A 22,678-nucleotide genomic window follows, 5' to 3' on the forward strand; every position below is an offset into this window, starting at 1 on the left:
GACTAGCGTGGGGGTCATGCGCATCCCCGCCGCGATCCGCGCCTCCAAGCGCTCCCCGCTGCTGCAGGTCGTGAAGTCGGCCGCAGCGACGATCGCTGCGTGGCTCATCGCCGGATGGGTGTTCCCCGCACAGCTGCCGGTCTTCGCCGCGATCGCCGCCCTGCTGGTGGTGCAGCCCAGTGTGAACCAGTCGCTGTCGAAGGCGCTCGAGCGCAGCATCGGGGTGATCGCGGGTGTCGTGATCGCCGTCGCGCTGGGGCTGCTGCTCGGCTCGCCCAGCTGGATCGTGCTGCTCGCGATCGTCGTCGCGATGCTCGTCGCCTGGATCTTCCGGGCCTCACCCGGCACCGGCAACCAGGTCGCGATCTCGGCGATGCTCGTGCTGGCGCTGGGGTCTTCCAGCCCCGAGTACGCGTTCGCGCGCATCGTCGAGACCCTGATCGGCGTCGTGATCGGCATCGTCGTGAACGCGCTCATCGTGCCGCCCGTGCTGGTCGCGCCCGCACGCCGAGATGTCGGACTGCTCGGCAGCGAGCTCGCGGCGAGCCTGGATCGCCTGGCGGATGCGCTTCCGGAACCGCAGACCCCGGCGAAGCTGCAGGAGCTGATGCTCGAGGTGCGGCTGCTGCGCCCGATGAAGGACGCCGCAGAGGCATCCATCGCCGCCGGCGAGGAGTCGCTCACCCTGAACCCACGGCGCTCGACCCATCGCGCCGACCTTCGCGAGATGCGGACACTGCTCGACCGGCTCTCCCCCATCGTCACGCAGACGATCGGCATGACCCGCGCCTACTTCGACCACTACGACGACACGATCGGCGAAGAGCCTGCGGTGGCCGCGATCGCCGAGCAGCTGCGGCGGGCAGGGCATGACGTGCGACTCGCCGTGCAGATCGCCGAGGCCTCGCCCGAGCCCGACACCATGACCTCGGCGATCCCCGCGCTCACCGCTCCGCTCGTGATCCGGCCGCCGTCGTCGCAGCACTGGATCCTGATCGGCTCGCTCATGGAAGACCTCCGCCGAATCAGGGGCGAACTGGTCGACGAGGACTGAGCCCGGCTTACGCTGGAGGCATGTCCGACTTCACCGTCCCGGAAGCACTCGGGGAACTCGCCGCTCTGGAAGACCCGAAGATGCGCGCGGCCAACGAGAAGCGCGGCGACGACCACGGCATCAACCTCAGCCGCCTGCGGGCGCTGGCCAAGCGGATCAAAACCGACCAGCCCCTCGCCCAGGAGCTGTGGGCCACCGGCGAGACGCCCGCGCAACTGCTGGCCCTGCTGATCTGCCGCCCTCGCGACTTCTCGGCCGACGAACTCGACGCCATGCTGCGCGAGACCCGAGCACCCAAGGTCAACGACTGGTTCGTCAACTACGTCGCCAAGAAGACCCCACTCGCCGAAGAGCTGCGACTGCGCTGGTTCGACGACGTCGACCCGACCGTCGCGGCTGCGGCCTGGTCGCTCACGACCGTGCGTGTGATGAAGGACCCCGAAGGACTCGATCTGCCGCACCTGCTCGACCTGATCGAGCGGGATATGAAGGATGCGCCGTCGCGCCTGCAGTGGGCGATGAACGAGACCCTGGCGAACATCGGCATCTTCCACCCGGAGCACCGCGCGAGGGCGCTGGAGATCGGCGAGCATCTGCAGGTTCTCGCCGACTACCCGACGCCTCCGGGCTGCACCTCACCGTTCGCGCCACTCTGGATCGGCGAGATCGTGCGGCGCCGCGAGGGCTGACCCCGCGCCGGCATCCTCTCTGAGCTGCGGCACCGTGGCGTGTCTGATGCACGTTCCGCAGCACAGTCGGTAACGTTATACACTTTATTCATTCGCATGTGCACTGGGGGCGACCGCAAGGGGCGGTCACCGGCACCTGCGATCGAAACTGGGGACGCATCACCATGGCTACGCAAGATCAACTGAACGCGCTCATCGCCGACATCGCGAGCGACATCAATGGATTCATCGGAGCATCCGTCGTCGATGTCGAGTCCGGCCTGCCGCTCGCCTCGAACTCGGTCCGTCCGGACTTCGACCTCGACGTCGCCAGCGCGTACAACAGCGAGATGGTCAAGAGCAAGCGGAAGACGATCGACGCCCTCCACCTCGACGCGACGCTCGAAGACATGCTGCTGACGCTGGACACGCAGCTGCATCTGCTCAAGATGATCGACGACGACACGTTCATCTACCTCGCGGCCGACCGCCAGGCGACGAACATCGCCCTCCTCCGCTCCGCTGTGAACCGCCACGTGGCGGCCTTGAACGCTTGACCGGCGAGGCCGTCGGAGACGACCGCCCCGAGAACGGCTCGTGGGTGCGCACCACTGCGTCGGATCTTTCGACGCGGCGCGCACGCTGGCGACGCGTGAGTCTGCCGACGCGCTTCCGCCTCGTCTTCGCCGGGCCTGTGGGCGCGGGAAAGACCACAGCGGTCCGCGCGCTGAGCGACATCGTGCCGGTCGACACCGACGTTCCCATCTCGGCAGGCTCCGTGGAGTACGGCGACGGAGAGAAGACGACCACCACGGTGGGACTCGACTACGGCGCCTGGAAGCCCACAGACGAGATCTCGGTGGCGCTCATCGGCGTTCCGGGTCAAGATCGCTTCGCTCACGCACGGCAGAGTGCCTCATCGTCCGACACGCGCATCCTGCTGTGGCTGCGTGCAGACCGCGGGAGCATCGTCGACGACGCCGGCGAATGGCTGGCGCGATTCGCTGACGACCACGATCGGCTGGTGATCGCCGTGACACACTGCGCTGACGATGCGATCGATACAGTGCGCGCGGAGCTCACCGAGACGTTGGACCGCTACGGGATACCCCACACGCGCGTTCTCGCGGCCGACGCCCGCGACCGCGAAAGCGTCATGCGGGCGGCCTGCGTGGCACTGGACCTCCCGGAAGAAGAGTCATGAACGCCTCCACCCGAGGGGACCACCCCGCTCCGACGAACGAGTCGACGCCTGCGCCGGACGCCGTGCTGATGCATCCGGATCTCGCGGCGAACTGGTCGCTCTGGTCCGGCGTGGTGAGTCAGGCCGCACTCACCCGGCTGCGTCATCTCGAGGAGCGATTCCCCGAGCTGACCACAGCGGTCCTCTCGACCGCCGACGGCCTGCACATCGCCTCCGTCGGCACCCTCGGTGAGACCGGCGAGCGTCTGGCGGCCATGAACGGTTCGCTGTTCGCCGTCGCCAGGGCCGAGGCCGAGATCATCTCGCGCGGAACGGAACCAAGCCTCTCCGCCGTGGTCTCGGTGTCGATCGGGCAGAGTCAACTGTCGCTGCTCAGCTTCATCCTCGCCCCCTACGGCCAGCTGCTCCTCTCGGTGTCGGCGAAGGGCGTGCAGGTCGGGACAGTGATCGTGCAGGCCCGTTCGGCCGCGTACGAACTCATCACCGCACTGGGGCTCGCGGGCGCACCGGGATGAGGCTGGCTACGCTGAGGCCATGAGCACGCACATCGCCGCAGAGCCCGGTCAGATCGCCCCCATCGTCCTGTTCCCGGGCGATCCGCTGCGGGCGAAGTGGATCGCCGAGACCTTCCTCGACGACGCAGAACTGTACTCCGAGACACGCGGCATGCTGGGTTACACCGGCACCTGGGAGGGGCATCGCGTCTCGGTGCAGGGCTCCGGCATGGGGCAGCCGTCGATGGCGATCTATGCGAACGAGCTGTTCGACTCCTACGACGTGCAGACGATCGTGCGCGTCGGTTCGTGCGGAGCGCTGACCGAGCGGGTGAAGATCCGCGACATCATCATCGCGAACGGCGCCAGCACCGACTCCGGCATCAACCGGGTGCGCTTCCACGGACTCGACTACGCGCCCGTGGCCGACTTCTCGCTGCTGCGTGCCGCGGTCGAGGCGAGCGAGACCGAACCTCTGGAGTCGACCGTGCACGTGGGACAGCTGTTCTCGAGCGACCAGTTCTACAGCACCCGCCCCGAGCTCACGGAGCCGTTCGTGCAGCACGGCATCCTCGGCGTCGAGATGGAGGCCGCCGGGCTCTACACGCTCGCGGCCTACTACGGTCGACGCGCCCTCGCCATCTGCACGGTCAGCGACCACATCGTCACGGGCGAGGAGACCACCGCGCAGGAGCGCGAGCAGACGTTCGGCGACATGATCCGCATCGCCCTGCGCGCCGCGACCGCCTAGCGCGTATCCGCTCTCGGCCGTCGGCGGACGCTACGGGGTGTCGCCGACGGCGTGCGGGCGGGGCAGTGCCACCATCACGCCGGTCTCGGTGAACTCCTGCTGGATCTCCTCGTCGTGCTTGTAGGTGACCAGGCTCACGCCCACGGCGGCGAGCATCGCGAACACGAAGGCGGGAAGCAGTTCGTAGAGCCCGGTGTCCAGCGACTTCCAGATGAACACGGTCGCCGCACCGACGAACATCCCGGCCAGCGCGCCCCAGTTGGTGAGCTTGCGCCAGTAGAGGCTGAGCAGGATGACCGGCCCGAAGGCGGCGCCGAATCCCGCCCACGCGAAGGAGACGAGGCCGAGGATCGTGTCGTTCGGGGTGATCGCCAGCACCGCAGCGACGATCGCGACTCCGAGCACACCGAGCCGCCCCATCAGCATGAGCGTCTTCTGCGACGGTGGTGTGCGTCGGAACACGCCGTACAGGTCTTCCACGAGGGCCGAGGAGCACACGATCAGCTGGCTGGAGATGGTGCTCATGATCGCCGCGAGCACGGCGGCCAGGACGAGGCCGGCCACGAACGGATGCAGCAGCGTCTGCGACATGAGCAGCACGACGGTCTCCGGGTTGGCCAGGTCGACACCCGTCTTGGCGATGTAGGCGACGCCGACCAGGCCCGACAGCACTGCGCCGCCGAGGGAGACGATCATCCACGAGATGCCGATGCGGCGAGCACTCTTCGCCTCCTGCGGCGACCGCAGCGCCATGAACCTCACGATGATGTGCGGCTGCCCGAAGTATCCGAGGCCCCAGGCGAGCGACGAGACGATGGCGAGGATGGTGCCGCCGGTGAGCGCTGTGCCGGAGAGCATGGAGAGGTGGTCCGGCGCGACCTCGTTGATCAGCTCCCCCGTCTCGGCCAGGCCGCCGATGGCGACGATCGCGGCCACGGGGATCACGACGAGCGCGATCACCATCATGAGCCCCTGCACGACGTCGGTCAGCGACGCACCGAGGAAGCCGCCGAAGAGCGTGTACGCGAGGGTGACGCCCGTGACCAGCAGCATGCCGGTCAGGTAGTCGCCGTTGAAAGAGCTCTCGAAGAAGACACCACCGGCGACCATTCCCGAGGAGATGTAGAGAGTGAAGAACACGAGGATGACGACACCGGAGACCACGCGCAGCAGTCGCGTCGTGTCGCGAAGGCGGTTCTCGAAGAAGCTCGGCACCGTGATGGAGTTGCGCGACACCTGCGTGTAGGCGCGAAGCCGGGGAGCGACGAGCAGCCAGTTCAGGTAGGCGCCGATGGTGAGCCCGACCGCGATCCACGCCTCGATGAGACCGGAGACGTATATCGCTCCCGGGAGCCCCATCACGAGCCAGCCGGACATGTCGGAGGCACCGGCGCTGAGCGCAGCCACCCACGGCGGAAGATTCCGTCCGCCGAGCATGTAGTCCTCGTGGTCGCCGGTTCGCCGGAAGGCGATCCAGCCGATGAGCAGCATCGCCGCGAAGTACACACCCAGCGCTGCGAAAGTGAAGATCTGGTCGGGCATCGTCGTCCCCCCTCGCGGTGAGGCCACCGCATCCGGTCGTCGTTCGATGATGCCAAGCTCGGGCGATGCCCCGCAGAGGTCGCTCGGCGCGGCGGCACTTCGGCCGTGCAGAGCAGGAGCACTCACGGATGGGGGATGATCGAGGGACCATGACTTCCACTCCGCGGCTCGACCCCGCCCTCGTTCCGGACGCCGCGGATCCGGATGCCGTCTACCTCGCCTTCGTCGAATGGGCGGAATCGACGGGCATCAGCCTGTACCCCGCACAGGACGAGGCGGTCATCGAGATCGTCTCCGGCAACAACCTGATCCTGTCGACGCCGACCGGCACCGGAAAGTCGCTCGTCGCGATCGGCGCACACTTCAGCGCCCTCATCGCGGGGCGACGCAGCTACTACACCGCCCCGATCAAGGCGCTGGTGAGCGAGAAGTTCTTCGCCCTGGTCGACGTGTTCGGGGCCGAGAACGTGGGCATGGTCACGGGCGACTCCTCTGTCAACGCGGATGCGCCGATCATCTGCTGCACGGCCGAGATCCTCGCGAACCTCTCGCTGCGCCAGGGCACGGATGCCGACGTCGGCCAGGTCGTCATGGACGAGTTCCACTTCTACGCCGACCCCGACCGCGGCTGGGCGTGGCAGGTGCCGCCGCTCGAACTGCCGCAGGCGCAGTTCATCCTGATGTCGGCGACCCTCGGCGACGTCACCGAGCTCGCCGCCGACCTCACCCGTCGGACCGGTCGCGAGACGGCGACCGTGACCGGTGTCGAGCGCCCCGTCCCCCTGCACTTCTTCTACGAGACCACGCCGATCCACGAGACGATCGACGACCTGCTGAACACCGGGCAGGCGCCGATCTACGTCGTGCACTTCTCGCAGGCCGCGGCCATGGAGCGGGCGCAGGCGCTGTCGAGCACGAAGGTCGCCACCCGTGAGCAGCGCGACGCGATCGCGGCGCTGATCGCCGAGTTCCGATTCACGACGGCGTTCGGAAAGACGCTCTCGCGCTTCCTGCGCGCCGGGATCGGCGTGCACCACGCCGGAATGCTGCCGAAGTACCGGCGCCTGGTCGAGCAGCTCGCCCAGCGCGGACTGCTGCGCGTGATCTGCGGCACCGACACCCTCGGCGTCGGCATCAACGTGCCGATCCGCACCGTGCTGCTCACCGCGCTCACGAAGTTCGACGGCACCCGGATGCGGCAGTTGAACGCCCGCGAGTTCCATCAGATCGCCGGTCGCGCGGGCCGTGCAGGCTACGACACCGCCGGCACCGTGGTCGCCCAAGCCCCCGAGCACGAGAGCGAGAACGTCGCCGCGGTCAAGAAGGCCGGCGACGACCCGAAGAAGAAGCGCAAGATCGTGCGCAAGAAGGCACCGGACGGCTTCGTGTCGTGGGGCGAGCCGTCGTTCCGCAAGCTGATCGACGCCGTACCCGAGACTCTGACTTCGCACATGCAGATCACGAGCGCCATGATGCTCAACGTGATCGCGCGCGGCGGCGACGTGTTCGCGAATATGCGTTCGCTGGTATACGACAATCACGAGCCGCGGAAGCGTCAGCGACAGCTCGCACTCCGAGCCATCGGCATCTACCGCACCCTCCGAGAATCGGGCATCGTCGAGAAGACCCCGGAGGGCGACATCCGTCTCACGGTCGACCTGCAGCCGAACTTCGCGCTCAATCAGCCGCTGTCGCCGTTCGCCCTCGCCGCATTCGAGCTGCTCGACCCCGATCCGGCTGCCGGCACGGGCACGGGCTCGTACGCGCTCGACATGATCTCGATCGTGGAGGCCACCCTCGACGATCCGCGCGCCGTGCTGAGCCAGCAGGAGTTCCTGGCCCGCGGCGAGGCGGTCGCGATCATGAAATCCGAGGGCATCGAGTACGACGAGCGGATGGAACTGCTCGAGCAGATCACCTACCCGAAGCCGCTCGACGAGCTGCTGACGGCCGCCTTCGAGACCTTCAGCGCCGCCCAGCCCTGGATCCGCGACTTCGAACTGCACCCCAAGTCGGTCGTGCGCGACATGTATGAGCGGGCCATGTCGTTCGGGGAATATGTCGCCTACTACAAGATCGCGCGCTCCGAGGGCGTGGTGCTGCGCTACCTCTCCGACGCCTACCGTGCGGCCTCGCAGACCATCCCGGAGGAGTTCAAGGACGAGGATCTGCGCGACCTCATCGAGTGGCTCGGCGAACTCGTCCGCCAGGTCGACTCCAGCCTGCTCGACGAGTGGGAGGAGCTGATCGCCGGCGTCGACAACGGACGCTTCGATCCGCACGCCCCCGACGAGCCGATCGTCCCGCCCGCACCCAAGCGCCTCACGAGCAACATCCGCGCCTTCCGCATCCTGGTGCGCAACGAGCTCTTCCGCCGGGTGCAGCTCGCAGCGCGGGAAGACGTGAACGCGCTGGCCGAACTCGATCCGGGCTTCGGCGCCGACGCCTGGTCGGATGCCCTCGACGGATACTTCGCCGACCACGACGAGATCCTCACCGGAGGGGACGCCCGCAGCTCGAAACTGCTGATCCTCACGGAGGGCGCCACCTCGTGGACCGCACGGCAGATCTTCGACGATCCCGCCGGCGACCACGACTGGGGCATCTCCGCGACGATCGACCTCGCCGCCTCCGACGAAGCCGGTCAGGCCGTCGTCACGGTCACCGGAGTCGACCGGCTGTAGCCGCTGCCCCCTCGCGCTCGACGTCTTCCCTCTCCACGCCGACCACCCGGCCGAACCGCCCCAGCGTCTCGCGCCGATGGGAGGCGGCGATCACCGTGCCCTCGAAGCCTTCGAGCACGTCGGAGATGATGCGTTCGGACTCGGCATCGAGGCTCGCGGTGATCTCGTCGACGATGAGCACGCGGGGCTCGCGGCACAGTGCCCGCGCCAACGCCAGCCGTGCACGCTGACCGCCGGACAGCCGCACCCCGTGCTCGCCGAGTTCGTCATCGAGCGTGATCCAGCCGTCGGCGCCCACCTGCGTGAGCGCACCGCGCAGTTGCTCGTCGGTGCGGGTGTCGGAACCGCGTACGAGGTTGTCGCGCACGGTGCCGTGGAAGAGCCGGGCATCCTGCTCCACCACGGCGACGGTCCGGCGGAGATCTTCATCGCGGATGCGGCCGAGCGGGTACACGATGCCCGCCGCATCGACGAGGGCGACCGTGCCGGCCGCGGGATCCCACAGCCGTGCGGCGAGCGCGATGACCGTGCTCTTGCCTGCACCGGAGGGACCTGCGAGACCGATGTGCTCCCGGGCATCGACGTCGATCGACCAGTCGTGCAGCACCTCCTTCTGATCGTCGTAGGAGAACGACACCTTCTCGAAGCGCACCCCGAGCGGACCGTCGGGCAACGGGAGCGGACGGTCGACCGGCGCCACTACGGGTGGACGGTGAAGGCCCGCCCCCACGCGATCGGCACTGGCGATGAGCGGATGCAGCTCCGACACGGTGTGCGCGGCATCCGCCACGGCAGCGACTCCTGCGACGGCGAGCGCGATCACCGCCGGAAGCACCGCAGCCTGGGTACCGCCGACCGCACTGCCGAGAAGGAGCGAAGCCGCGATCACGCCGATGACGACGGCGGTGAGGATGAGCTCGCGCATCCCGTCGACGAGGTGGGCGATGGCCTCCCGCCGACGGCTGATGCCTGCCGACCGCCGGGTTCCCGCGACCGCCTCGTGCACGACCCGGCGTTGCAGGCCGTAGGCGAGGATCTCGCGCAGCGCACCGAGCGCGTCGACCAGCCGTTCGGACTGCTCCTCGCGCTCCCGCTGCTCCAGCGCCCCGATCCGTCGTGCCGGGCCCGCGCCGGCCCAGGCGGTGAGTGCCACGGCGATCGCGCCTCCGAGCATCACGAGAGCGGCCATCGGCATCACGAAGAACGCGCAGACCAGGGCTCCGACGAACAGGGTGAGCGCAGCACCGATCTGCGCCACCGTGTGCGCGTAGAAGAACTCCAGCTTCTCGATGTCGGTCATCGCCACGGATGCCGCCCGACCGGAGTGCTCACGACGGCGCCCCGGAACACTGCGGGAGTAAGCGTCGAACAGTGCCATCCGCAGCCGGGCGAGCACGCGGTAGGCGAGAGCGTGCGACACGTCCATCTCGCGCCAGGTGAGGAACGTGCGCAGCAGCACGAGGGCTCCGAGCGCTGCCCACCAGACGACCGGCGGCCACTCGCCGTGCACCACGGCTCCACCGACACCGAGGGCGGTGAGCACCCCGATGGCGGCGAGTGCGCACAGGCTCGTGGTGGCGATCAGGTAGCTGCCGACGATGCGCCGCCATTCCGGTCGCAATGGGGGAAGCAACCGGGCGAGGATGACTGCGGACGAGGTCATGAGGCCTCCTTCACGAGCATCCCGTCGCGGAGCACCCGCACGTCTGCGACCCTGGCAAGGGCCTCGGGGCGGTGGCTGATCATGAGCACGATCCTCTCTGCGGCGACACGTTCGAGCGTCTCGGCCACGGTCAGGGCGCTGCGGTCGTCGAGCGCGCTGGTCGGCTCGTCGACGAGCAGTACCGGGCGCCGGGCGAGCAGCGCCCTGGCGAGGGCGAGGCGCTGTCGTTGCCCGCCCGACAGGCTCGTCCCCGCCTCCGCCACCATCGCGTCGAAGCCTCCCGGGATGGCCCTGATCTCGTCGAGCACGCCTGCCGCAGCACACGCGCCTTCCAGCGCCTCCTGCCCGGCGTCGAACAGGTCGACGTTCTCCCTGATGGTCCCGGCGAACAGGACGGGCCGCTGTGAGACCACGGCCACGTCGCTCGGCTGGAGGGGGCGCCCATCGAGCTCGACCGTCCCCGCAGTCGCCGGCAGGAAGCCGAGCACGAGATCGAACAGCGTGGATTTGCCTGCGCCCGAAGGTCCGGCGATGGCGTGCACCTCTCCTCGCGCGGCGCGGAGGTCGACACCGCGGAGCACGTCGTGGTCGGCGCCGGGGTAGCGGTACGAGAGCCCGGAGATGCGAAGCACCTCTCCCCCGACCGCCGGCACCATCTCGGCCTCCGGCACCATCCCGGGAGACCGACGGAACGCCCCGAGCGCCGCCAGTCCGGGGACGGCAGTGAGCCCGAGGAATCCGGCATGCCAGTGCCGTGAGAGCTCGCGCACCGGACGGAATGCCTCGGAAGAAAGCAGGAGCAGCGCGTAGACCTCGACGGCGGGTGGCTGCCCGGTCAGGACGGAGACGACCGCGAGCCCGGCAGCGATCACCACCCCCGCCTGCACGGCGAAGTCGGTGATGGCCGTCTCCGCGAGCGACGATCGCATCACTCGTTCCGTGGCGAGGCGCAGGGCCTCCGATCGGGTGTGGAGCCGCGCACGCGTCGCGGGAACATCCCCCAGCGCGCGCAGCGTCGACATGCCGCGGAGTGACTCGAGCAGATCACCACTGAGAGCCTCATAGCTGTCCCAGTGCTCGAACCCGCGCCGGGCGAGCATCCGCTTCCACAGCAGGGGCCCCAGCACCGCAAGCAGGATCCCCGCGGCGACGCACAGCGCGATCAGGGGAGACAGCACCGCGACGAGGCCCACCGCGATCAGGCTGCCGACGACGAGCTGCGCCACGGCGGGGATGTACTTCGACACGTAGGCGTCGGTGCCGTCGATGCCGTCGCCGAGCGCAAGCTGGGTCGAGCCGTCGCGCAGCGTGGCATCGTGCAACCGCTCAGGGACGAGGGCTGCCGCGACGGCCGCACCGCGCAGGTCTTCTCTCACTCGTCCGCCGAGGCGAGCAGCCGCATCGCCCTGCACCAGCGTCAACAGCACCCGCGTCAGCCCGATCGCGAGGATCGCACCGATGCCTGCCACCGCGCCCGCCGCGTCACCACGCACGAAGGCGGCGAGCGACCACGCGAGGGCGAGCGCCTGCAGAAGGTGCGTCGCGAACACGAGGAGGAGGAGAAGGATGCTCACGGACAGGAGCCAGGGATGCCGTCGCGCTTCACGCCACAGCTCGGGGACGATCATCATCGTGCACCTCCGGGGGAGTCGAGGAAGGCGAGCGCGTGGAGGATCCAGCGATCACCGGTCGAGGAGAAGCCGGAGACCGGGCGCGTTCCCCTGTCTCCGGTGAGTGCGGCCTCGTAGCAGAGACGGGCCGCGGCGAGATGGGCGCTCCAGAGCGCGGCGCCGACGACGGTCGAAGGGGCCGTGATCGGCACGGACCAGGAGCGGGCCTCGGTCGCCCCGCGCACCCAGGCTTGGCCGGATGCTCTCGCGATATGCCCGACCTCGGGCGCGGGTGCGACACCGATCCGGGCTGTGAACTCCGCCATGTCCGGCGAGCGGCGGGCTCCGAGCGCGTGCAGCGCCGTGGGGTCGGGAACCGGGGCGCGCGGGATCTCGACCGCGGCGAGGGGGATCTCCGGCACGAGGCCTCGGCGCATCCAGGCGTCGACGTCGCCTGCGCGGGGAACACCGAGCAGCGAGCGCAGCCGGGTCGAGGGGCCGACCTCCGTCGCACCAGCTCGCTCCCCCAGCAGGAATCGGAGGGCGGCGACCGCGTAGGCGGCATCGGCGATCCACAGCGGCCAGGCCCGATGCCGGTAGCGCCCGAAGGAGCGCCCCGGCAGCACGGTGAACACCGCGCGCGCGATGCCGTCGTCTGCAGCAATCGACGGCCATCCGTCCGCACGATCGGCGGCGGGATCGCGGCGATGGAAGACACCCCTCTCGTGATCGACCGCCCAGCGCAGGCCCGACGCGTCGATCAGATGCGTCTGCACCGGGTAGCACGCCCCGGCGGAAGGCACCGGGCGTCGGCGGATGCGTGTGGCCCGGCCGTCCGTCGTCCGATGGAACTCCCCCGGGTGCCACAGGCCGTCGACGAGCTCGCGCACACCGACAGGAGGATCGTCCGCCACCGCCCCGGCGCGTTCCCAGGCGTTCGCCCGAGGCCCCGGTGGCAGCGGCCCCTCGGGCAGGCGCGACGTCTGCACCTCGACGAGCGGGGCAGGAAGACCAGGGCCCTCCGGGAGTATGCGATGCATGACCGGCCTCACATGTGCGGAGCCGGGAGGAGCGTGAAGTCCTCCGGGCCACCGGTCCAGGTCGAGCGCCAGCCGCGCTCCTGCGCCGCCTCGCGGAATCGCGGCATCCCGAGGTACGAGAACGCCGCCGGCGCGTTGGGCACGAGGCCGGTCACGATCGAGCGCACCACGCGCAGGTCGGTGCGCCGCACGTCGGAGGTCGTGAGGTCACGCGTGAGCACCCGATGCCCGCGATCGCGCAGCCGCTCGTACACCTCGACCATCGTCACCGAGCCGACCTCGCTCAGCGGTCGCACCCCCTGCGCCGGCGACTGGAACCGGCGCGCCTCGCCGTGCACGGCCGGGTCGAGCCACACCTGCACGTGCGCGCCGAGATCGATCACGTTCTCGAACTGCGACCCCGCAGTGGCCGTGTAGTCGGCGTCGGGACGGAAGTCGAGCGTGAGCCCCTTCGCCATCAGCCCTTCCGCGACCGCGCGGAACACCCACCCGTCGGCCGTCGTGCAGCCCTGCGTGTAGATCCAGGTGTGCACGGCTTCGAGCACCGCCTTCCGCGCGGCGCGCGCCGGATCGAGGGAGGCCGAGAACCCCGCGGCGTAGAGCCCCCGCTCCTCGTCGTGCACGAGCGCGCCGATCGCGGGGGCGAACTCCGAGGGCATCGACACCAGCCACACGCGCAGGCTGCTCCCCTTCAGATCGTCGAGCAGTCCGGGAACAGTCGCCGGATCGATGCCGAACGTCGGCCCGTCGAGGTGCCACCACACCTCGAGCGCATCCCGCTCGATGACCTCGATCACGCCGCGGTCGCGCGCGTCGTCGAAGCCTGCGCCCGTGGCGATGCCGGCGTAGTTCAGGTGGTGCGTCCGCGGCAGCGAGCGGAAGCGCGACTGCCGCCAGTTCAGGTGCACGAGCGAATCCGGCATCCAGACGGATCCGCCGCCGAGGTCGTCACAGCGAGCCCAGAGGGTCGGCGTCGAAGGGAGCAACCGCTGATACGGGAAGCCGGGGCGCGCGAGCTGCCAGTCGGTGAAACGAGGAAGATCGGCCTCGTCGATGACGGTCGCCCCGTCGGTGCGCAACTCGTCGGCCGTGCTGACCCGGAGCTCACCGGGCGGAAGCACATCGGGCAGCCAGTTGCCGCAGTAGCGCTCGACGCCCTCGCCGATCGCGGCGATGTGCGCCTGGGCCGGGTCGCCGAACGACGTGCCGAGCGAGACCCGATCAGCGGGCCACTCGCCGAGGATGCGGGCGTCGGCGACGGATGCCGTGAGCGCCAGGTACCGGTGCGGAGCGCCGACCGGATGCGGCACCTCCCGCACCGAGCGGATGATCCCGGTCTCCGCATCGACCAGCGCCTCAGCCGGCAGCGTCGCGCGTTCAGGGGATCGGTCCAGGGCGTCGTGCGCGGTCATGCTGTCCTCTCGTACCGCCAGCGGCCCGTCTCGGGTTCGAAGGCGGATCTGGTGCGGCGGATCGGCCGTAGAACCGCCTCGGTCGGAGTGGGCGTCGGGGTGGATGCCGGGGTGGATGCCGTCACGGATTCCCCGGATGGCAGGCCGTTCTCGATGAGCCAGGAGTCGAGCACGCCCCCGATGCCGCCCGCGGTGCGCAGCCGGGTGCGCACCTCTTCGTCGTCGATGTCCGCAGCCAGCCGGTGTCCCCACGGCCCGTCGACCAGGTGGACCGGCCCCCGCCATGCGTCCGCGAGCCGACCGGCATCCGCGAAGAAGAAGTCGTGATCGCCGCGGATCAGGAGCAGCGGCACACGGAGGGCGCCATACGCGCGGTCGAGATCGACGGCAGGAGCAGACCAGAGCCGTCGCCATCCGGACAGGGCGTCCTGCGACCACCCCCATTCGTCCACCACACGATCCACGCCGACCTCGGTCGCCCGCACCACGCGTGCGTCGAGCTCCTCGTCGGTCAGCGGCGGGTGGGAGCGCGCCCCACGACCGTGCTGGTGCCACCACCCGATGCGGTTGAGCAGCTGAGGTCGCCCGCTCTCGTCCCAGGCGGTCTCGGCGAGCCCGAGCGCGGGGACCAGGAGCACCAGCGCGTCGACGTCGACGGCTCTGGCTGCCTCCAGCGCGGTGTGCGCGGCGTACGAGCCGCCGGACAGCACGAGCGGGAGTCCGGGATTCTCGGCCGTGATCGCCTCGAGCACTGCGCGTCCGTCTTCGCGCTCGGCGAGGTAGGGGTGCCATTCACCGTCGGACGAGTGCCGCCCGCGCACGTCATGGATCACGCAGCGGTATCCCCGTCTGCCCCAGGCGCGGGCGGTGTCACCGTGACGCCAGGCGCCGTAGGGCGTGCGGATGATCACCACCCCCCGAGGCTCTGCGGGCTCCCAGACCCAGCCGCACAGCAGGGCGCCGTCGTCCGCGATCACGGCGTGCCGGCGGGCGTCGCGCGGCGGGGTCATCGGGTCACCCGGGGCGGGGCCGCGGGGAAGGGGAGCACCGTGTGCTCGCTGACGGAGCCGGTCGCCGGCACCAGCTTCCACAGCGTCGTGCGCAGGCGGTCGAGCTCCGCGTCGCCTCGCGCCCAGGTGAGGATCATGTGCAGCAGGCGGGCGAGGACCAGCACTCTCGCCGCCTCATCGATCTCCGCATCGGCAGGGGGCGCCGACCGCTGCCACGCCTCGATGGAGGCCGGCGCGCTGCTCGCGGCCATCCGTCGTGCGGCCACCTGGACCGAGGTGGGGTCATCGTCGTCGATGGCGAGCGGATCGATCAGGAGGCATTCGCCCTCACGGTAGGCGCGGAGCCAGGTGGCGCCCCGCTGCGGAAGCCGGTCGAGCTCGGCCCAGCGGCGACGGCCGTGCGCATCCTCGGCGTAGGCGGCCACGAGCGCCGCGTCTTCCGGAATCTCTGCGTCCGCGTCGAGAGCCGTGATCTGTGCTCCCCAGGCCGTGAGCACGCGCTGCAGATCGTCCACGAGCGGGCCGGAGCCGAGGAGGCAGACGGCGCGGCGTTCGGTCGGCCAGCGGCGCAGCGCGTCGGCGGATTCGCGTTCCTGCACCTCGGCGGCCAGGCGGCGGAGGTAGTCCGCGGCGGCGCCGTCGGTGCCACCGGCGAGCGCGGTGTCCAGGTCGGTCGGCGGTGTGTCGAGCAGCACGAAGCGTCCGGTGCGCAGACGGATCCGGGGGCGACCGTCGGCGCCGGTGACGAGATGCGCCCCCGAGTCGGGGAGCGGCAGGATGCGAGGTTCGGAAGTCATGGATTCTCTCGGTGATGGGCCCGGCCGGGCGCGAACGCCCGGCCGGACTGGAGTGCGCTCGAGAGCGCGACGGAAGGATCCGCGATCAGTCGAAGGGGTTCTCGACCAGTGCGTTCGAGTGCGATGCCGACAGGTGCGCCAGCTGCTCGGACTCTTCGATCTCGGCGAGGATCTGCTTTTCCATTTCGTGCTCCTTCAGTGGGGTTTCCGTCCCGCGATCTGAGACAGCGGGTCGGGTTCACGGTGTGTGAACACTGTCGACCCTAAATGATAATGATTCTCAATATCTACTAGGATCGCTGACATGTCCTCCTCCACACCCCTCCTCGCCGCTGATCACCGGGCCGGAGTCGTCTACGAGATTCACGACGACTCGCGGCGTGTCGTCGTCGCCGACAACTGGCTCGCCGAGCACGCGGGCTTCCTTCGCCTTCCCGCCGGAGCACCCGGGCGCTGGGCCTTCGCCGACGACCGGGGCGGCGCGCTGGTCGTCGGGGATGCAGACTCCGCACGCCGCATCCCGATCGCGATTCCGGCCGAGCACCTCGCCTGCGACGCCACCGGACGACACGTGGTCATCTCGACCGGTCTGGGGATGAACGAGGAGGCCTGGAGCGACCTGGTCTCGGTCGTCGACCTCGCGACCGACACTTCGGCGCGCTTCCGTGTGCGCACCGGCGAACCCGGGGTCGTGATCGCTCCGGATCAGGCCACGGGAGAGCCGACTATCGTGCTCCGCCACCGCGAGCCCGGAGCGGTCGAGGCACTGCCGCTCGCGACGGCTCTCGACGTCGGGCCGCACACCCCGGTCCTCCGCGGACATCTCCTCGACGACCTCGCCGCAGACGGACACGGCGACGTGGTCGACCCGGCGTCCGGCATCGTCGGCATCGCGACGAGCCGTGGCCTGGAGCGCTTCGTCATCGATGCGGGCGTGCCCCGCGCGATCGGCATCATCCCGTGGCCCGTCGAAGGGCGCGCGTACTACCTGCGCCTCGCCGGCGACACCGGACGCGCCACGGGCATCGTCCGCGGAGGACCGGCATCCCCCGGTTCATGGCCGGAGTGGACCAACACCTTCGTCGAGATCGACCTCGCGTCCGGAGCATCCCGCGCCGTTCCGCTGCCGCCGGGGCTCGCGTTCCGGTTCGCCCTCGCCACGGGTGTCGCGGCCGTCTCCGTCATCCACCCCGACGGCGATGTCGTGATCGTGATCGATCGTGAAAACGCGCGCGTCTCGCGGATCACCCCGATCCCGACGATGGCGCATCCGCCCCGCGCAGGACAGATGCCGTGGGACGGCGTCGACGGGCGTCCCGCACAGCGCCGCTCCATCGCGATCGATCCCGACGCCGGAACGGTCGCCGTCACCAGCGGCGGGGACGGCACGGTCCACCTCGTCGACGACAGCGGCATCTCGACGATCGAACTCCCCACCCCGCTCGATGAAGGCGGACACCTGCTGTGGACCGGCGGCGACGACCGCGTAGACGACCTGGTGGGCCGATGAGCGCGCATCGATCGGTGCTCGACGACGCCCTCACCCGTGCGGAGCGCCACGGTCGCCCCGGCCTGCCGATCGGTGGTTTCACGCTGGGCCGGGCGGACGACCGCTCGCGCCGCGGCATCCATCGCCTCGACGGCACGACCGTGATCGAGCCCGACGGCCACCTGCACCGGATCTTCCCCTCCCCCGACCGCCGACTCATCGCCGTCGAGTGGGCGCCCTCCGCCGACGAGAACGCCGTCTTCGGCATCGTCGATGTCGCCGCCGGCACGCTGCGCCTGCACCCCGACATCCGCCTGCGCTACGACACCGTGCTGTGGGCCGCCGACTCGCGGAGCCTCGACGTGGTCGCCAGGCGCGACCGGATGCTCGTGACCCTCGACCTGCAGACCGGCGAACAGCGCGCGGTGCCCCTCGAGCCCGACGTGCGACTGCGACTGTTCCCCGGCGGGGAGAGCGGTCTGCGTGCCCTCAGCTCGGGTTCGCGAGGCGCGACGCTGACCGACCGGGCCACCGGCACGTCACTGGGTCGGTGGCCGACGCTCCTGCGCGCATCCCCGCTCGACACCTTGGATCCACGCACCGGAGTGCTCGTGTGGCACGACGGCGGTCTCGATGCCGTGGCGAACGACGGCGTGGGGAACGACGGTGTGGGGAGCGGCAGCGGCGCGAAGGGCGGCTTGCTCTGGCGCTGGCACGACCCCGACGCACAGATCGTCGATGTCGCGGTGCACGATGACCGCGTCGTCGTGCTCGCCGTGGTGGACGGACGCAGCGTACTCATCGACCTGGTCGACGGCATCGAGGTCGAACGTTCCGAAGCGGTCTCGACCGCCGCCGATGCGCTCACCACGACCATGATCGGCGTCGACGACGGCGTGCTGCGACTGGGCGTCGAGGGGCCGCTGACTCCCCCGCAGATCGTCGAGCGCACGAAGGAGGGCCCCACGATCATGCCGTCCCTCATCCGCACCCTCGGCACCACCGTGCGCTACGACTTTCCGGCCGATGACGGCGAGATCCTGACCGTCCACGTGACATCGCCGAGCGGAGTGGAGGGTCCGCTGCCGATGATCCTGACCTGCTACGGCGGGTTCGGCGTGCCCCTTCTCCCGCTCTTCGAACCCACCGTGCCCGCGTGGGTCGAGTTCGGCGGGGCCTACGCCTCCGCGCAGCTCCGCGGTGGTGGCGAGCGCGGACAAGCCTGGCGCGAGGCGGGTCGTGGCGCCCGCAAGAACCGCACGATCGCCGACCTCGCCGACGTCGCGCGCGGGCTCATCGAGGCAGGGATCACCCGCCCCGAGCTGCTCGTGCTCGCCGGGGCCTCCCTGGGCGGAGTCGTCGCGGCCGGCTGCGCGATCGAGCATCCGGAGCTGTGTGCGGGCTTGGCGACCACCGCCGCTCCACTCGATCTGCTCGCCCTGGACGATCATCCGCTCGGTGCACGCTGGCGAGCGGAGTTCGGCGACGACGGCACCCCCGAATCGCACACTCGACTCCGCGCCCTCTCCCCTCTCGCCCGTGCCGAAAAGCTTCCGGTCGGGGCTCCGATCCCCTCTTACCTGGGGGTCGTGCTCGGCGAGGACACCAGGGTGCTCGCTCGCGACACGCACCGAATGGTGGAGGCACTTCAGAAGGCCGGCGGGTCTGCGCGGCAGTGGACGGCGGCGGGAGCAGGGCACGGTGCGAACGAGTCCGCTGCACTGCACGAACTGGGCATCGCGGTGCTCGACTTCGCTGCCGAGGTCACAGCCGGGGCCACCACGGGAGTCAGCCTGTGAGCGATTCGACCGCCACCCTCACCGAACGGCGCGGACGACGCCTCCCCTTCCTGCGGCGACGCAGCGGGGACCGCGCCCGGGGCCGGAGCAGGGGTCGGCGGATGCTGCCCGTCGGTCCGACCGTGGCGACGATCGCCGTGCTCGCGGTGCTCGTCCTCGTCTTCTCCGCCGCCACCGGACCCGTCGCGGTGTCGCCCGTCGACGCCGCGAGGATCGTGATCGGTCACCTGGTCCCCGGCATGCCCTGGATGGCGGACGGCACGCTCACGCCGTTGCAGGACCAGGCCGTGTGGCAGTTCCGGGTGCCGAGATCGCTCCTGGCCGCGCTCTCGGGCGCAGGGCTCGCTCTCGCCGGGGCGATGATGCAGGCAGTCGTGCGCAACCCGCTCGCCGAACCGTACATCCTCGGCGTCTCGTCCGGTGCGAGTGTCGGTGCCGTGCTGGTGATCGTCTCGGGCGGCGCCACGTTCCTCGGCCTCACGATGAGCGGGGCAGCGTTCGTGGGCGCGATGGTCGCCTGCATCCTCGTGGCGATGCTCGCGCGCATCCGCGGAGAGCTTTCGCCGACCCGGATGATCCTCGCCGGTGTCGCACTCGGCGCCCTGCTGAGTGCGGTGACCAGCTACCTCACGCTCACCACCGACGCCCAGAACGTCGTCAGTGTGATGTTCTTCCTCCTCGGCAGTGTGTCAGCCGCCGACATGTCGTCGCTCGTGATCCCCGCGGTCGCGCTCGCGATCGCCTGCATCGCCGTGTTCGGACTCTCCCGGTCGATGAACGCACTGCTCGCCGGCGACGAGTCGGCGATGGCGGTCGGCGTGCGCACGACCAGATTGCGGGGCCTGTTGCTGGTGCTCGCCTCCCTCCTGACCGGCGCGATCGTCGCGGTGAGCGGTGGCATCGGCTTCGTCGGCCTCGTCGTCCCGCACATGGCCCGGCTCCTGGTCGGCTCGGATCATCGGCGGATGCTGCCGATCACGGTGCTCGGCGGCGCGCTGTTCCTCATGGTCGCCGATCTGCTCGCCCGCACGGTCGCGATGCCGACCGAGATCCCCCTCGGGATCCTCACCGCCTTCGTCGGGGCGCCCTTCTTCCTGTGGCTGATGCGCAGCGGTGGCGAGCGGGCGGGGTTCGACCGATGAGCGTGCTGTTCGACGACGTGAGCGTCGCCCGCGGCGGCCGCACCGTGCTGCACGGGATCGACCTCGAGGTCGGCACCGGACGCATCGTGGGGCTGCTCGGCCCGAACGGCAGCGGCAAGTCCACGCTCCTGCGTGCACTCTTCACCGGTCAGCGCCCACTCAGCGGACGCGTCCTCATCGACGGCGCCGACGTCTCGCAGCTGGCCCCGCGCACACTCGCCCGCACCGTGTCGGTCATGCTGCAGGACTCCCCATCCGAGTTCGACCTCACCGTGCGGGAGACCGTGCTCGTGGGCCGGTCGCCACATCGCCCGCCCTTCAGCCGGGACACCCCGGAGGATCAGCGCATCGTCGACGAGGCTCTGCGCACCGCCGACGTGCACGACCTCGGCGACCGCCTGGTGCGGTCGCTCTCCGGCGGTCAGCGCCAACGCGTGATGCTCGCCCGCGCGCTCGCGCAGAGCGGCGAGATCCTGGTGCTGGACGAGCCGACCAACCACCTCGACATCGCGCACCAGCTCGACCTGATGCGTGTCGTGAGCGGGCTCGGCACGACGGTGATCGCGGCTCTGCACGACCTCAACATCGCCGCGGCGTTCTGCGACGACGTCGCCGTGCTCGACGAGGGCAGGCTCGTGGCCTTCGGTCCGCCCGACGTCGTGCTCACCCCGGCGCTCGTCGACGAGGTCTTCCATGTCACCGCCCGCATCGCCATCGAGGTCGACACGGGTGCCAGGGCGATGACCTTCCACCCGCGCCAGCCCGTCGGCTGATCTGCCCGACACCCGAACCCGTACCCCTCAACCAAGGAGAAGAAGAATGACACCCCGTACCCGAACCACCCGCCTCATCGCCGCCGTCACCGTCGGTCTGGGCGCGATCGCCCTCACCGGGTGCGGCGGAGGAGTCTCCGCCGGAACCACGCCCGCCGCCTCCGGCGAGGCGATCACGATCGAGAACTGCGGCCGCACGGTCGAGATCCCGGCCATCCCCACCGCCGTCGTCGGGATGCACCCGTCGCAGACCGAGCTCCTGCTGCGCCTCGGCCTCGCCGACTCGCTCGCAGGTCAAGCCCAGGCCACGGCTCAGAAGCTGCCGGCCGACCTCGCAGAACTTGCCGCCGACGTGCCGGTCATCGGCGGAGACTCCCCGCCCAGCCGCGAGGAGCTGCTCTCCGTCGAACCTGACTTCGTGTACTCGCCCACCACTTACGAGTTCACCGCCGAGCAGGGCTTCGCCAGCATCGAGCAGCTCGCAGACGCCGGTGTCGCCGCGTACACCGCGACCGGCGGATGCTTCGAGCGTCGCATGGAGGGCACGGTCGACGACCTCTTCATCGACCTCGAGAACCTCGGCGCGATCTTCCACGTCGAGGACGAGGCGAACGACCTGATCGAGTCATCCAAGACCGAGCTCGCCACCGTGGACAAGGCGATCGACGGGCAGGAGCGCCCGCGCGTCGCGCAAGTGTTCGTCGAGGGGACGACCCTCACCGCGATCGGCGCCGGCATCGAGTACGACATCCTGCAGCGCGCCGGTGCCGACAACGTCTTCACGCCGGACGACCCCGCGTTCGCCGACTTCTTCGCCGCTGAGATCACCCCGGAATCCCTCGCCGCCGAAGCACCCGACGCGCTCGTCTTCGCGGTGTCAGACCCGGAGCACGAGGCCGCCGTCCGCTCCTACCTCGCAGCGACCTTCCCCGACATGCCCGCCGTACGCGACGGTCGCCTGATCGCGGTGCCCTCGACCGACCTGTTCCCCGGCACGCTCGGCAACGTCTCGGCTGTGCGACTGATCGCCGAGGGGCTCTACCCCGACGCCGCCTTCGACTGAGCCGCGGCGACCGCAAGACGGCGCCCCGGGGACCTCGGTCTCCGGGGCGCCGTCTCTCTCCGGACTCGCCGTCAGGCCTGCATGACCGCGAGCACATTGCCCGCAGGGTCGCGGAACCACGCGATGTCCGGGCCCCGGCCGTTGCCGCGCACGATGCCGCGGGAATCGGAGGGGAACTCCTCGTCGCTGTAGATCTTGGTCTGCACACCCCGGGCGATGAGCTCGTCGACCGCGGCATCGACATCCGCCACCGGGAAGTTCAGGATCGTGAAGCTCGCCGGCGTGTGGTTGGGCTTCGGGTAGATGAGGATCGACCCGCCGTTCGGCAGCCGCAGATTGAGGAACCCCATCCCGTTGACCTCGACATCGAGCCCGAGGGCCGTGCCGTAGAACTCTTTCGCCGCGTCGATGTCGTCGACGCTGAATCCGCTGAATGCGTTGTCCGCTGTGAAGGCCGCCATGGTTCCAGCATCCGCCGTCGTC

Annotated in this window: 21 protein-coding genes; 12 read left to right on the forward strand and 9 right to left on the reverse strand. The window is 70.0% G+C overall.

Features of this window, described 5'->3' with window-relative positions; genetic code table 11:
* Window positions 1-16 precede the first annotated feature (16 nt).
* From ACIQTX_RS18865 to deoD, 6 genes are all read left to right on the forward strand, one after another.
* Window positions 17-1,054 carry an aromatic acid exporter family protein gene (locus tag ACIQTX_RS18865; protein ID WP_105527249.1) on the forward strand — a complete coding sequence of 346 codons (1,038 nt, stop codon included), beginning with the start codon at window positions 17-19 and terminating at the stop codon, window positions 1,052-1,054.
* Between the two features lie 20 nt (window positions 1,055-1,074).
* Window positions 1,075-1,743: a DNA alkylation repair protein gene (locus ACIQTX_RS18870; RefSeq protein WP_402975202.1), complete on the forward strand. Its 669-nt coding sequence runs from the start codon at window positions 1,075-1,077 to the stop codon at window positions 1,741-1,743.
* 164 nt (window positions 1,744-1,907) lie between these two features.
* Window positions 1,908-2,279 carry a hypothetical protein gene (locus tag ACIQTX_RS18875; protein ID WP_105527251.1) on the forward strand — a complete coding sequence of 124 codons (372 nt, stop codon included), beginning with the start codon at window positions 1,908-1,910 and terminating at the stop codon, window positions 2,277-2,279.
* 95 nt (window positions 2,280-2,374) lie between these two features.
* The gene (locus tag ACIQTX_RS18880; RefSeq protein WP_402975205.1) at window positions 2,375-2,926 is read left to right on the forward strand and encodes a GTP-binding protein; all 552 of its coding nucleotides are present in this window, start codon (window positions 2,375-2,377) and stop codon (window positions 2,924-2,926) included.
* Window positions 2,923-3,441, forward strand: a complete 519-nt coding sequence (locus ACIQTX_RS18885) for a hypothetical protein (protein ID WP_402975208.1) — start codon at window positions 2,923-2,925, stop codon at window positions 3,439-3,441. Before ACIQTX_RS18880 ends, ACIQTX_RS18885 begins: the two co-directional genes overlap by 4 nt.
* 19 nt (window positions 3,442-3,460) lie before the next feature.
* Entirely contained in the window at window positions 3,461-4,171 is a 711-nt protein-coding gene (gene deoD / locus ACIQTX_RS18890) for a purine-nucleoside phosphorylase (protein ID WP_402975211.1), read from the forward strand.
* 30 nt (window positions 4,172-4,201) lie between these two features.
* On the opposite strand, the gene putP is transcribed toward deoD, so the two are convergent.
* Window positions 4,202-5,713 (reverse strand): sodium/proline symporter PutP, encoded by a 1,512-nt coding sequence (gene putP, locus ACIQTX_RS18895; RefSeq protein WP_402975214.1) that lies wholly within the window; start codon window positions 5,711-5,713, stop codon window positions 4,202-4,204.
* A 149-nt stretch (window positions 5,714-5,862) separates the two neighbouring features.
* On the opposite strand from putP, the gene ACIQTX_RS18900 reads away from it, so the two are divergent.
* A complete protein-coding gene (locus ACIQTX_RS18900) occupies window positions 5,863-8,397 on the forward strand; it encodes a DEAD/DEAH box helicase (protein ID WP_402975217.1) in 2,535 nt (844 codons plus the stop codon).
* On the opposite strand, the gene ACIQTX_RS18905 is transcribed toward ACIQTX_RS18900, so the two are convergent.
* The 7 genes from ACIQTX_RS18905 to amiA all read right to left on the reverse strand — a co-directional run bounded on the left by ACIQTX_RS18905 (window position 8,375) and on the right by amiA (window position 16,113).
* Complete coding sequence (locus ACIQTX_RS18905) at window positions 8,375-10,060, reverse strand: ATP-binding cassette domain-containing protein (protein ID WP_402975220.1); 1,686 nt, start codon at window positions 10,058-10,060, stop codon at window positions 8,375-8,377. The two genes, ACIQTX_RS18900 and ACIQTX_RS18905, sit on opposite strands and share 23 nt — an antisense overlap.
* Window positions 10,057-11,691: an ATP-binding cassette domain-containing protein gene (locus ACIQTX_RS18910; protein WP_402975223.1), complete on the reverse strand. Its 1,635-nt coding sequence runs from the start codon at window positions 11,689-11,691 to the stop codon at window positions 10,057-10,059. Before ACIQTX_RS18910 ends, ACIQTX_RS18905 begins: the two co-directional genes overlap by 4 nt.
* Window positions 11,688-12,710, reverse strand: a complete 1,023-nt coding sequence (locus ACIQTX_RS18915; protein WP_402975226.1) for a hypothetical protein — start codon at window positions 12,708-12,710, stop codon at window positions 11,688-11,690. The genes ACIQTX_RS18910 and ACIQTX_RS18915 overlap by 4 nt, the downstream gene beginning before the upstream one ends.
* 8 nt (window positions 12,711-12,718) lie before the next feature.
* A complete protein-coding gene (locus ACIQTX_RS18920) occupies window positions 12,719-14,122 on the reverse strand; it encodes a YcaO-like family protein (protein ID WP_402975229.1) in 1,404 nt (467 codons plus the stop codon).
* Window positions 14,119-15,132: a CocE/NonD family hydrolase gene (locus ACIQTX_RS18925; RefSeq protein WP_402975232.1), complete on the reverse strand. Its 1,014-nt coding sequence runs from the start codon at window positions 15,130-15,132 to the stop codon at window positions 14,119-14,121. The genes ACIQTX_RS18920 and ACIQTX_RS18925 overlap by 4 nt, the downstream gene beginning before the upstream one ends.
* Window positions 15,129-15,929 carry a hypothetical protein gene (locus tag ACIQTX_RS18930; RefSeq protein ID WP_402975235.1) on the reverse strand — a complete coding sequence of 267 codons (801 nt, stop codon included), beginning with the start codon at window positions 15,927-15,929 and terminating at the stop codon, window positions 15,129-15,131. The genes ACIQTX_RS18925 and ACIQTX_RS18930 overlap by 4 nt, the downstream gene beginning before the upstream one ends.
* An 85-nt stretch (window positions 15,930-16,014) precedes the next feature.
* Window positions 16,015-16,113 (reverse strand): streptamidine family RiPP, encoded by a 99-nt coding sequence (gene amiA, locus ACIQTX_RS18935; protein WP_017831216.1) that lies wholly within the window; start codon window positions 16,111-16,113, stop codon window positions 16,015-16,017.
* Window positions 16,114-16,233: 120 nt separating this feature from the next.
* Here amiA and ACIQTX_RS18940 point away from each other — a divergent pair, with 120 nt between their 5' ends.
* The 5 genes from ACIQTX_RS18940 to ACIQTX_RS18960 are packed head-to-tail and all read left to right on the forward strand — an operon-like array spanning window position 16,234 to window position 22,195.
* Complete coding sequence (locus tag ACIQTX_RS18940; protein ID WP_402975238.1) at window positions 16,234-17,439, forward strand: hypothetical protein; 1,206 nt, start codon at window positions 16,234-16,236, stop codon at window positions 17,437-17,439.
* Entirely contained in the window at window positions 17,436-19,217 is a 1,782-nt protein-coding gene (locus ACIQTX_RS18945; protein ID WP_402975241.1) for a prolyl oligopeptidase family serine peptidase, read from the forward strand. Before ACIQTX_RS18940 ends, ACIQTX_RS18945 begins: the two co-directional genes overlap by 4 nt.
* The gene (locus tag ACIQTX_RS18950) at window positions 19,214-20,359 is read left to right on the forward strand and encodes a FecCD family ABC transporter permease (RefSeq protein ID WP_402975244.1); all 1,146 of its coding nucleotides are present in this window, start codon (window positions 19,214-19,216) and stop codon (window positions 20,357-20,359) included. Before ACIQTX_RS18945 ends, ACIQTX_RS18950 begins: the two co-directional genes overlap by 4 nt.
* Window positions 20,356-21,132 carry an ABC transporter ATP-binding protein gene (locus ACIQTX_RS18955; protein WP_402975247.1) on the forward strand — a complete coding sequence of 259 codons (777 nt, stop codon included), beginning with the start codon at window positions 20,356-20,358 and terminating at the stop codon, window positions 21,130-21,132. The genes ACIQTX_RS18950 and ACIQTX_RS18955 overlap by 4 nt, the downstream gene beginning before the upstream one ends.
* A 46-nt stretch (window positions 21,133-21,178) precedes the next feature.
* Entirely contained in the window at window positions 21,179-22,195 is a 1,017-nt protein-coding gene (locus tag ACIQTX_RS18960) for an ABC transporter substrate-binding protein (RefSeq protein WP_402975250.1), read from the forward strand.
* A 71-nt stretch (window positions 22,196-22,266) separates the two neighbouring features.
* On the opposite strand, the gene ACIQTX_RS18965 is transcribed toward ACIQTX_RS18960, so the two are convergent.
* A complete protein-coding gene (locus ACIQTX_RS18965; protein ID WP_402975253.1) occupies window positions 22,267-22,656 on the reverse strand; it encodes a VOC family protein in 390 nt (129 codons plus the stop codon).
* Window positions 22,657-22,678 lie beyond the last annotated feature (22 nt).

Source organism: Microbacterium sp. NPDC090281 (assembly GCF_044769635.1).
Lineage (GTDB): Bacteria > Actinomycetota > Actinomycetes > Actinomycetales > Microbacteriaceae > Microbacterium.

Coding starts and splice junctions, on each gene's coding strand:
- putP (WP_402975214.1), bottom strand. CDS start 5,713: ATGCCCGACCAGATCTTCACTTTCGCAGCGCTGGGTGTGTACTTCGCG.
- ACIQTX_RS18955 (WP_402975247.1), top strand. CDS start 20,356: ATGAGCGTGCTGTTCGACGACGTGAGCGTCGCCCGCGGCGGCCGCACC.
- deoD (WP_402975211.1), top strand. CDS start 3,461: ATGAGCACGCACATCGCCGCAGAGCCCGGTCAGATCGCCCCCATCGTC.
- ACIQTX_RS18920 (WP_402975229.1), bottom strand. CDS start 14,122: ATGACCGCGCACGACGCCCTGGACCGATCCCCTGAACGCGCGACGCTG.
- ACIQTX_RS18870 (WP_402975202.1), top strand. CDS start 1,075: ATGTCCGACTTCACCGTCCCGGAAGCACTCGGGGAACTCGCCGCTCTG.
- ACIQTX_RS18865 (WP_105527249.1), top strand. CDS start 17: ATGCGCATCCCCGCCGCGATCCGCGCCTCCAAGCGCTCCCCGCTGCTG.
- ACIQTX_RS18925 (WP_402975232.1), bottom strand. CDS start 15,132: ATGACCCCGCCGCGCGACGCCCGCCGGCACGCCGTGATCGCGGACGAC.
- ACIQTX_RS18960 (WP_402975250.1), top strand. CDS start 21,179: ATGACACCCCGTACCCGAACCACCCGCCTCATCGCCGCCGTCACCGTC.
- ACIQTX_RS18915 (WP_402975226.1), bottom strand. CDS start 12,710: ATGCATCGCATACTCCCGGAGGGCCCTGGTCTTCCTGCCCCGCTCGTC.
- ACIQTX_RS18965 (WP_402975253.1), bottom strand. CDS start 22,656: ATGGCGGCCTTCACAGCGGACAACGCATTCAGCGGATTCAGCGTCGAC.
- ACIQTX_RS18900 (WP_402975217.1), top strand. CDS start 5,863: ATGACTTCCACTCCGCGGCTCGACCCCGCCCTCGTTCCGGACGCCGCG.
- ACIQTX_RS18945 (WP_402975241.1), top strand. CDS start 17,436: ATGAGCGCGCATCGATCGGTGCTCGACGACGCCCTCACCCGTGCGGAG.
- ACIQTX_RS18910 (WP_402975223.1), bottom strand. CDS start 11,691: ATGATGATCGTCCCCGAGCTGTGGCGTGAAGCGCGACGGCATCCCTGG.
- ACIQTX_RS18940 (WP_402975238.1), top strand. CDS start 16,234: ATGTCCTCCTCCACACCCCTCCTCGCCGCTGATCACCGGGCCGGAGTC.
- ACIQTX_RS18930 (WP_402975235.1), bottom strand. CDS start 15,929: ATGACTTCCGAACCTCGCATCCTGCCGCTCCCCGACTCGGGGGCGCAT.
- ACIQTX_RS18885 (WP_402975208.1), top strand. CDS start 2,923: ATGAACGCCTCCACCCGAGGGGACCACCCCGCTCCGACGAACGAGTCG.
- amiA (WP_017831216.1), bottom strand. CDS start 16,113: ATGGAAAAGCAGATCCTCGCCGAGATCGAAGAGTCCGAGCAGCTGGCG.
- ACIQTX_RS18905 (WP_402975220.1), bottom strand. CDS start 10,060: ATGACCTCGTCCGCAGTCATCCTCGCCCGGTTGCTTCCCCCATTGCGA.
- ACIQTX_RS18875 (WP_105527251.1), top strand. CDS start 1,908: ATGGCTACGCAAGATCAACTGAACGCGCTCATCGCCGACATCGCGAGC.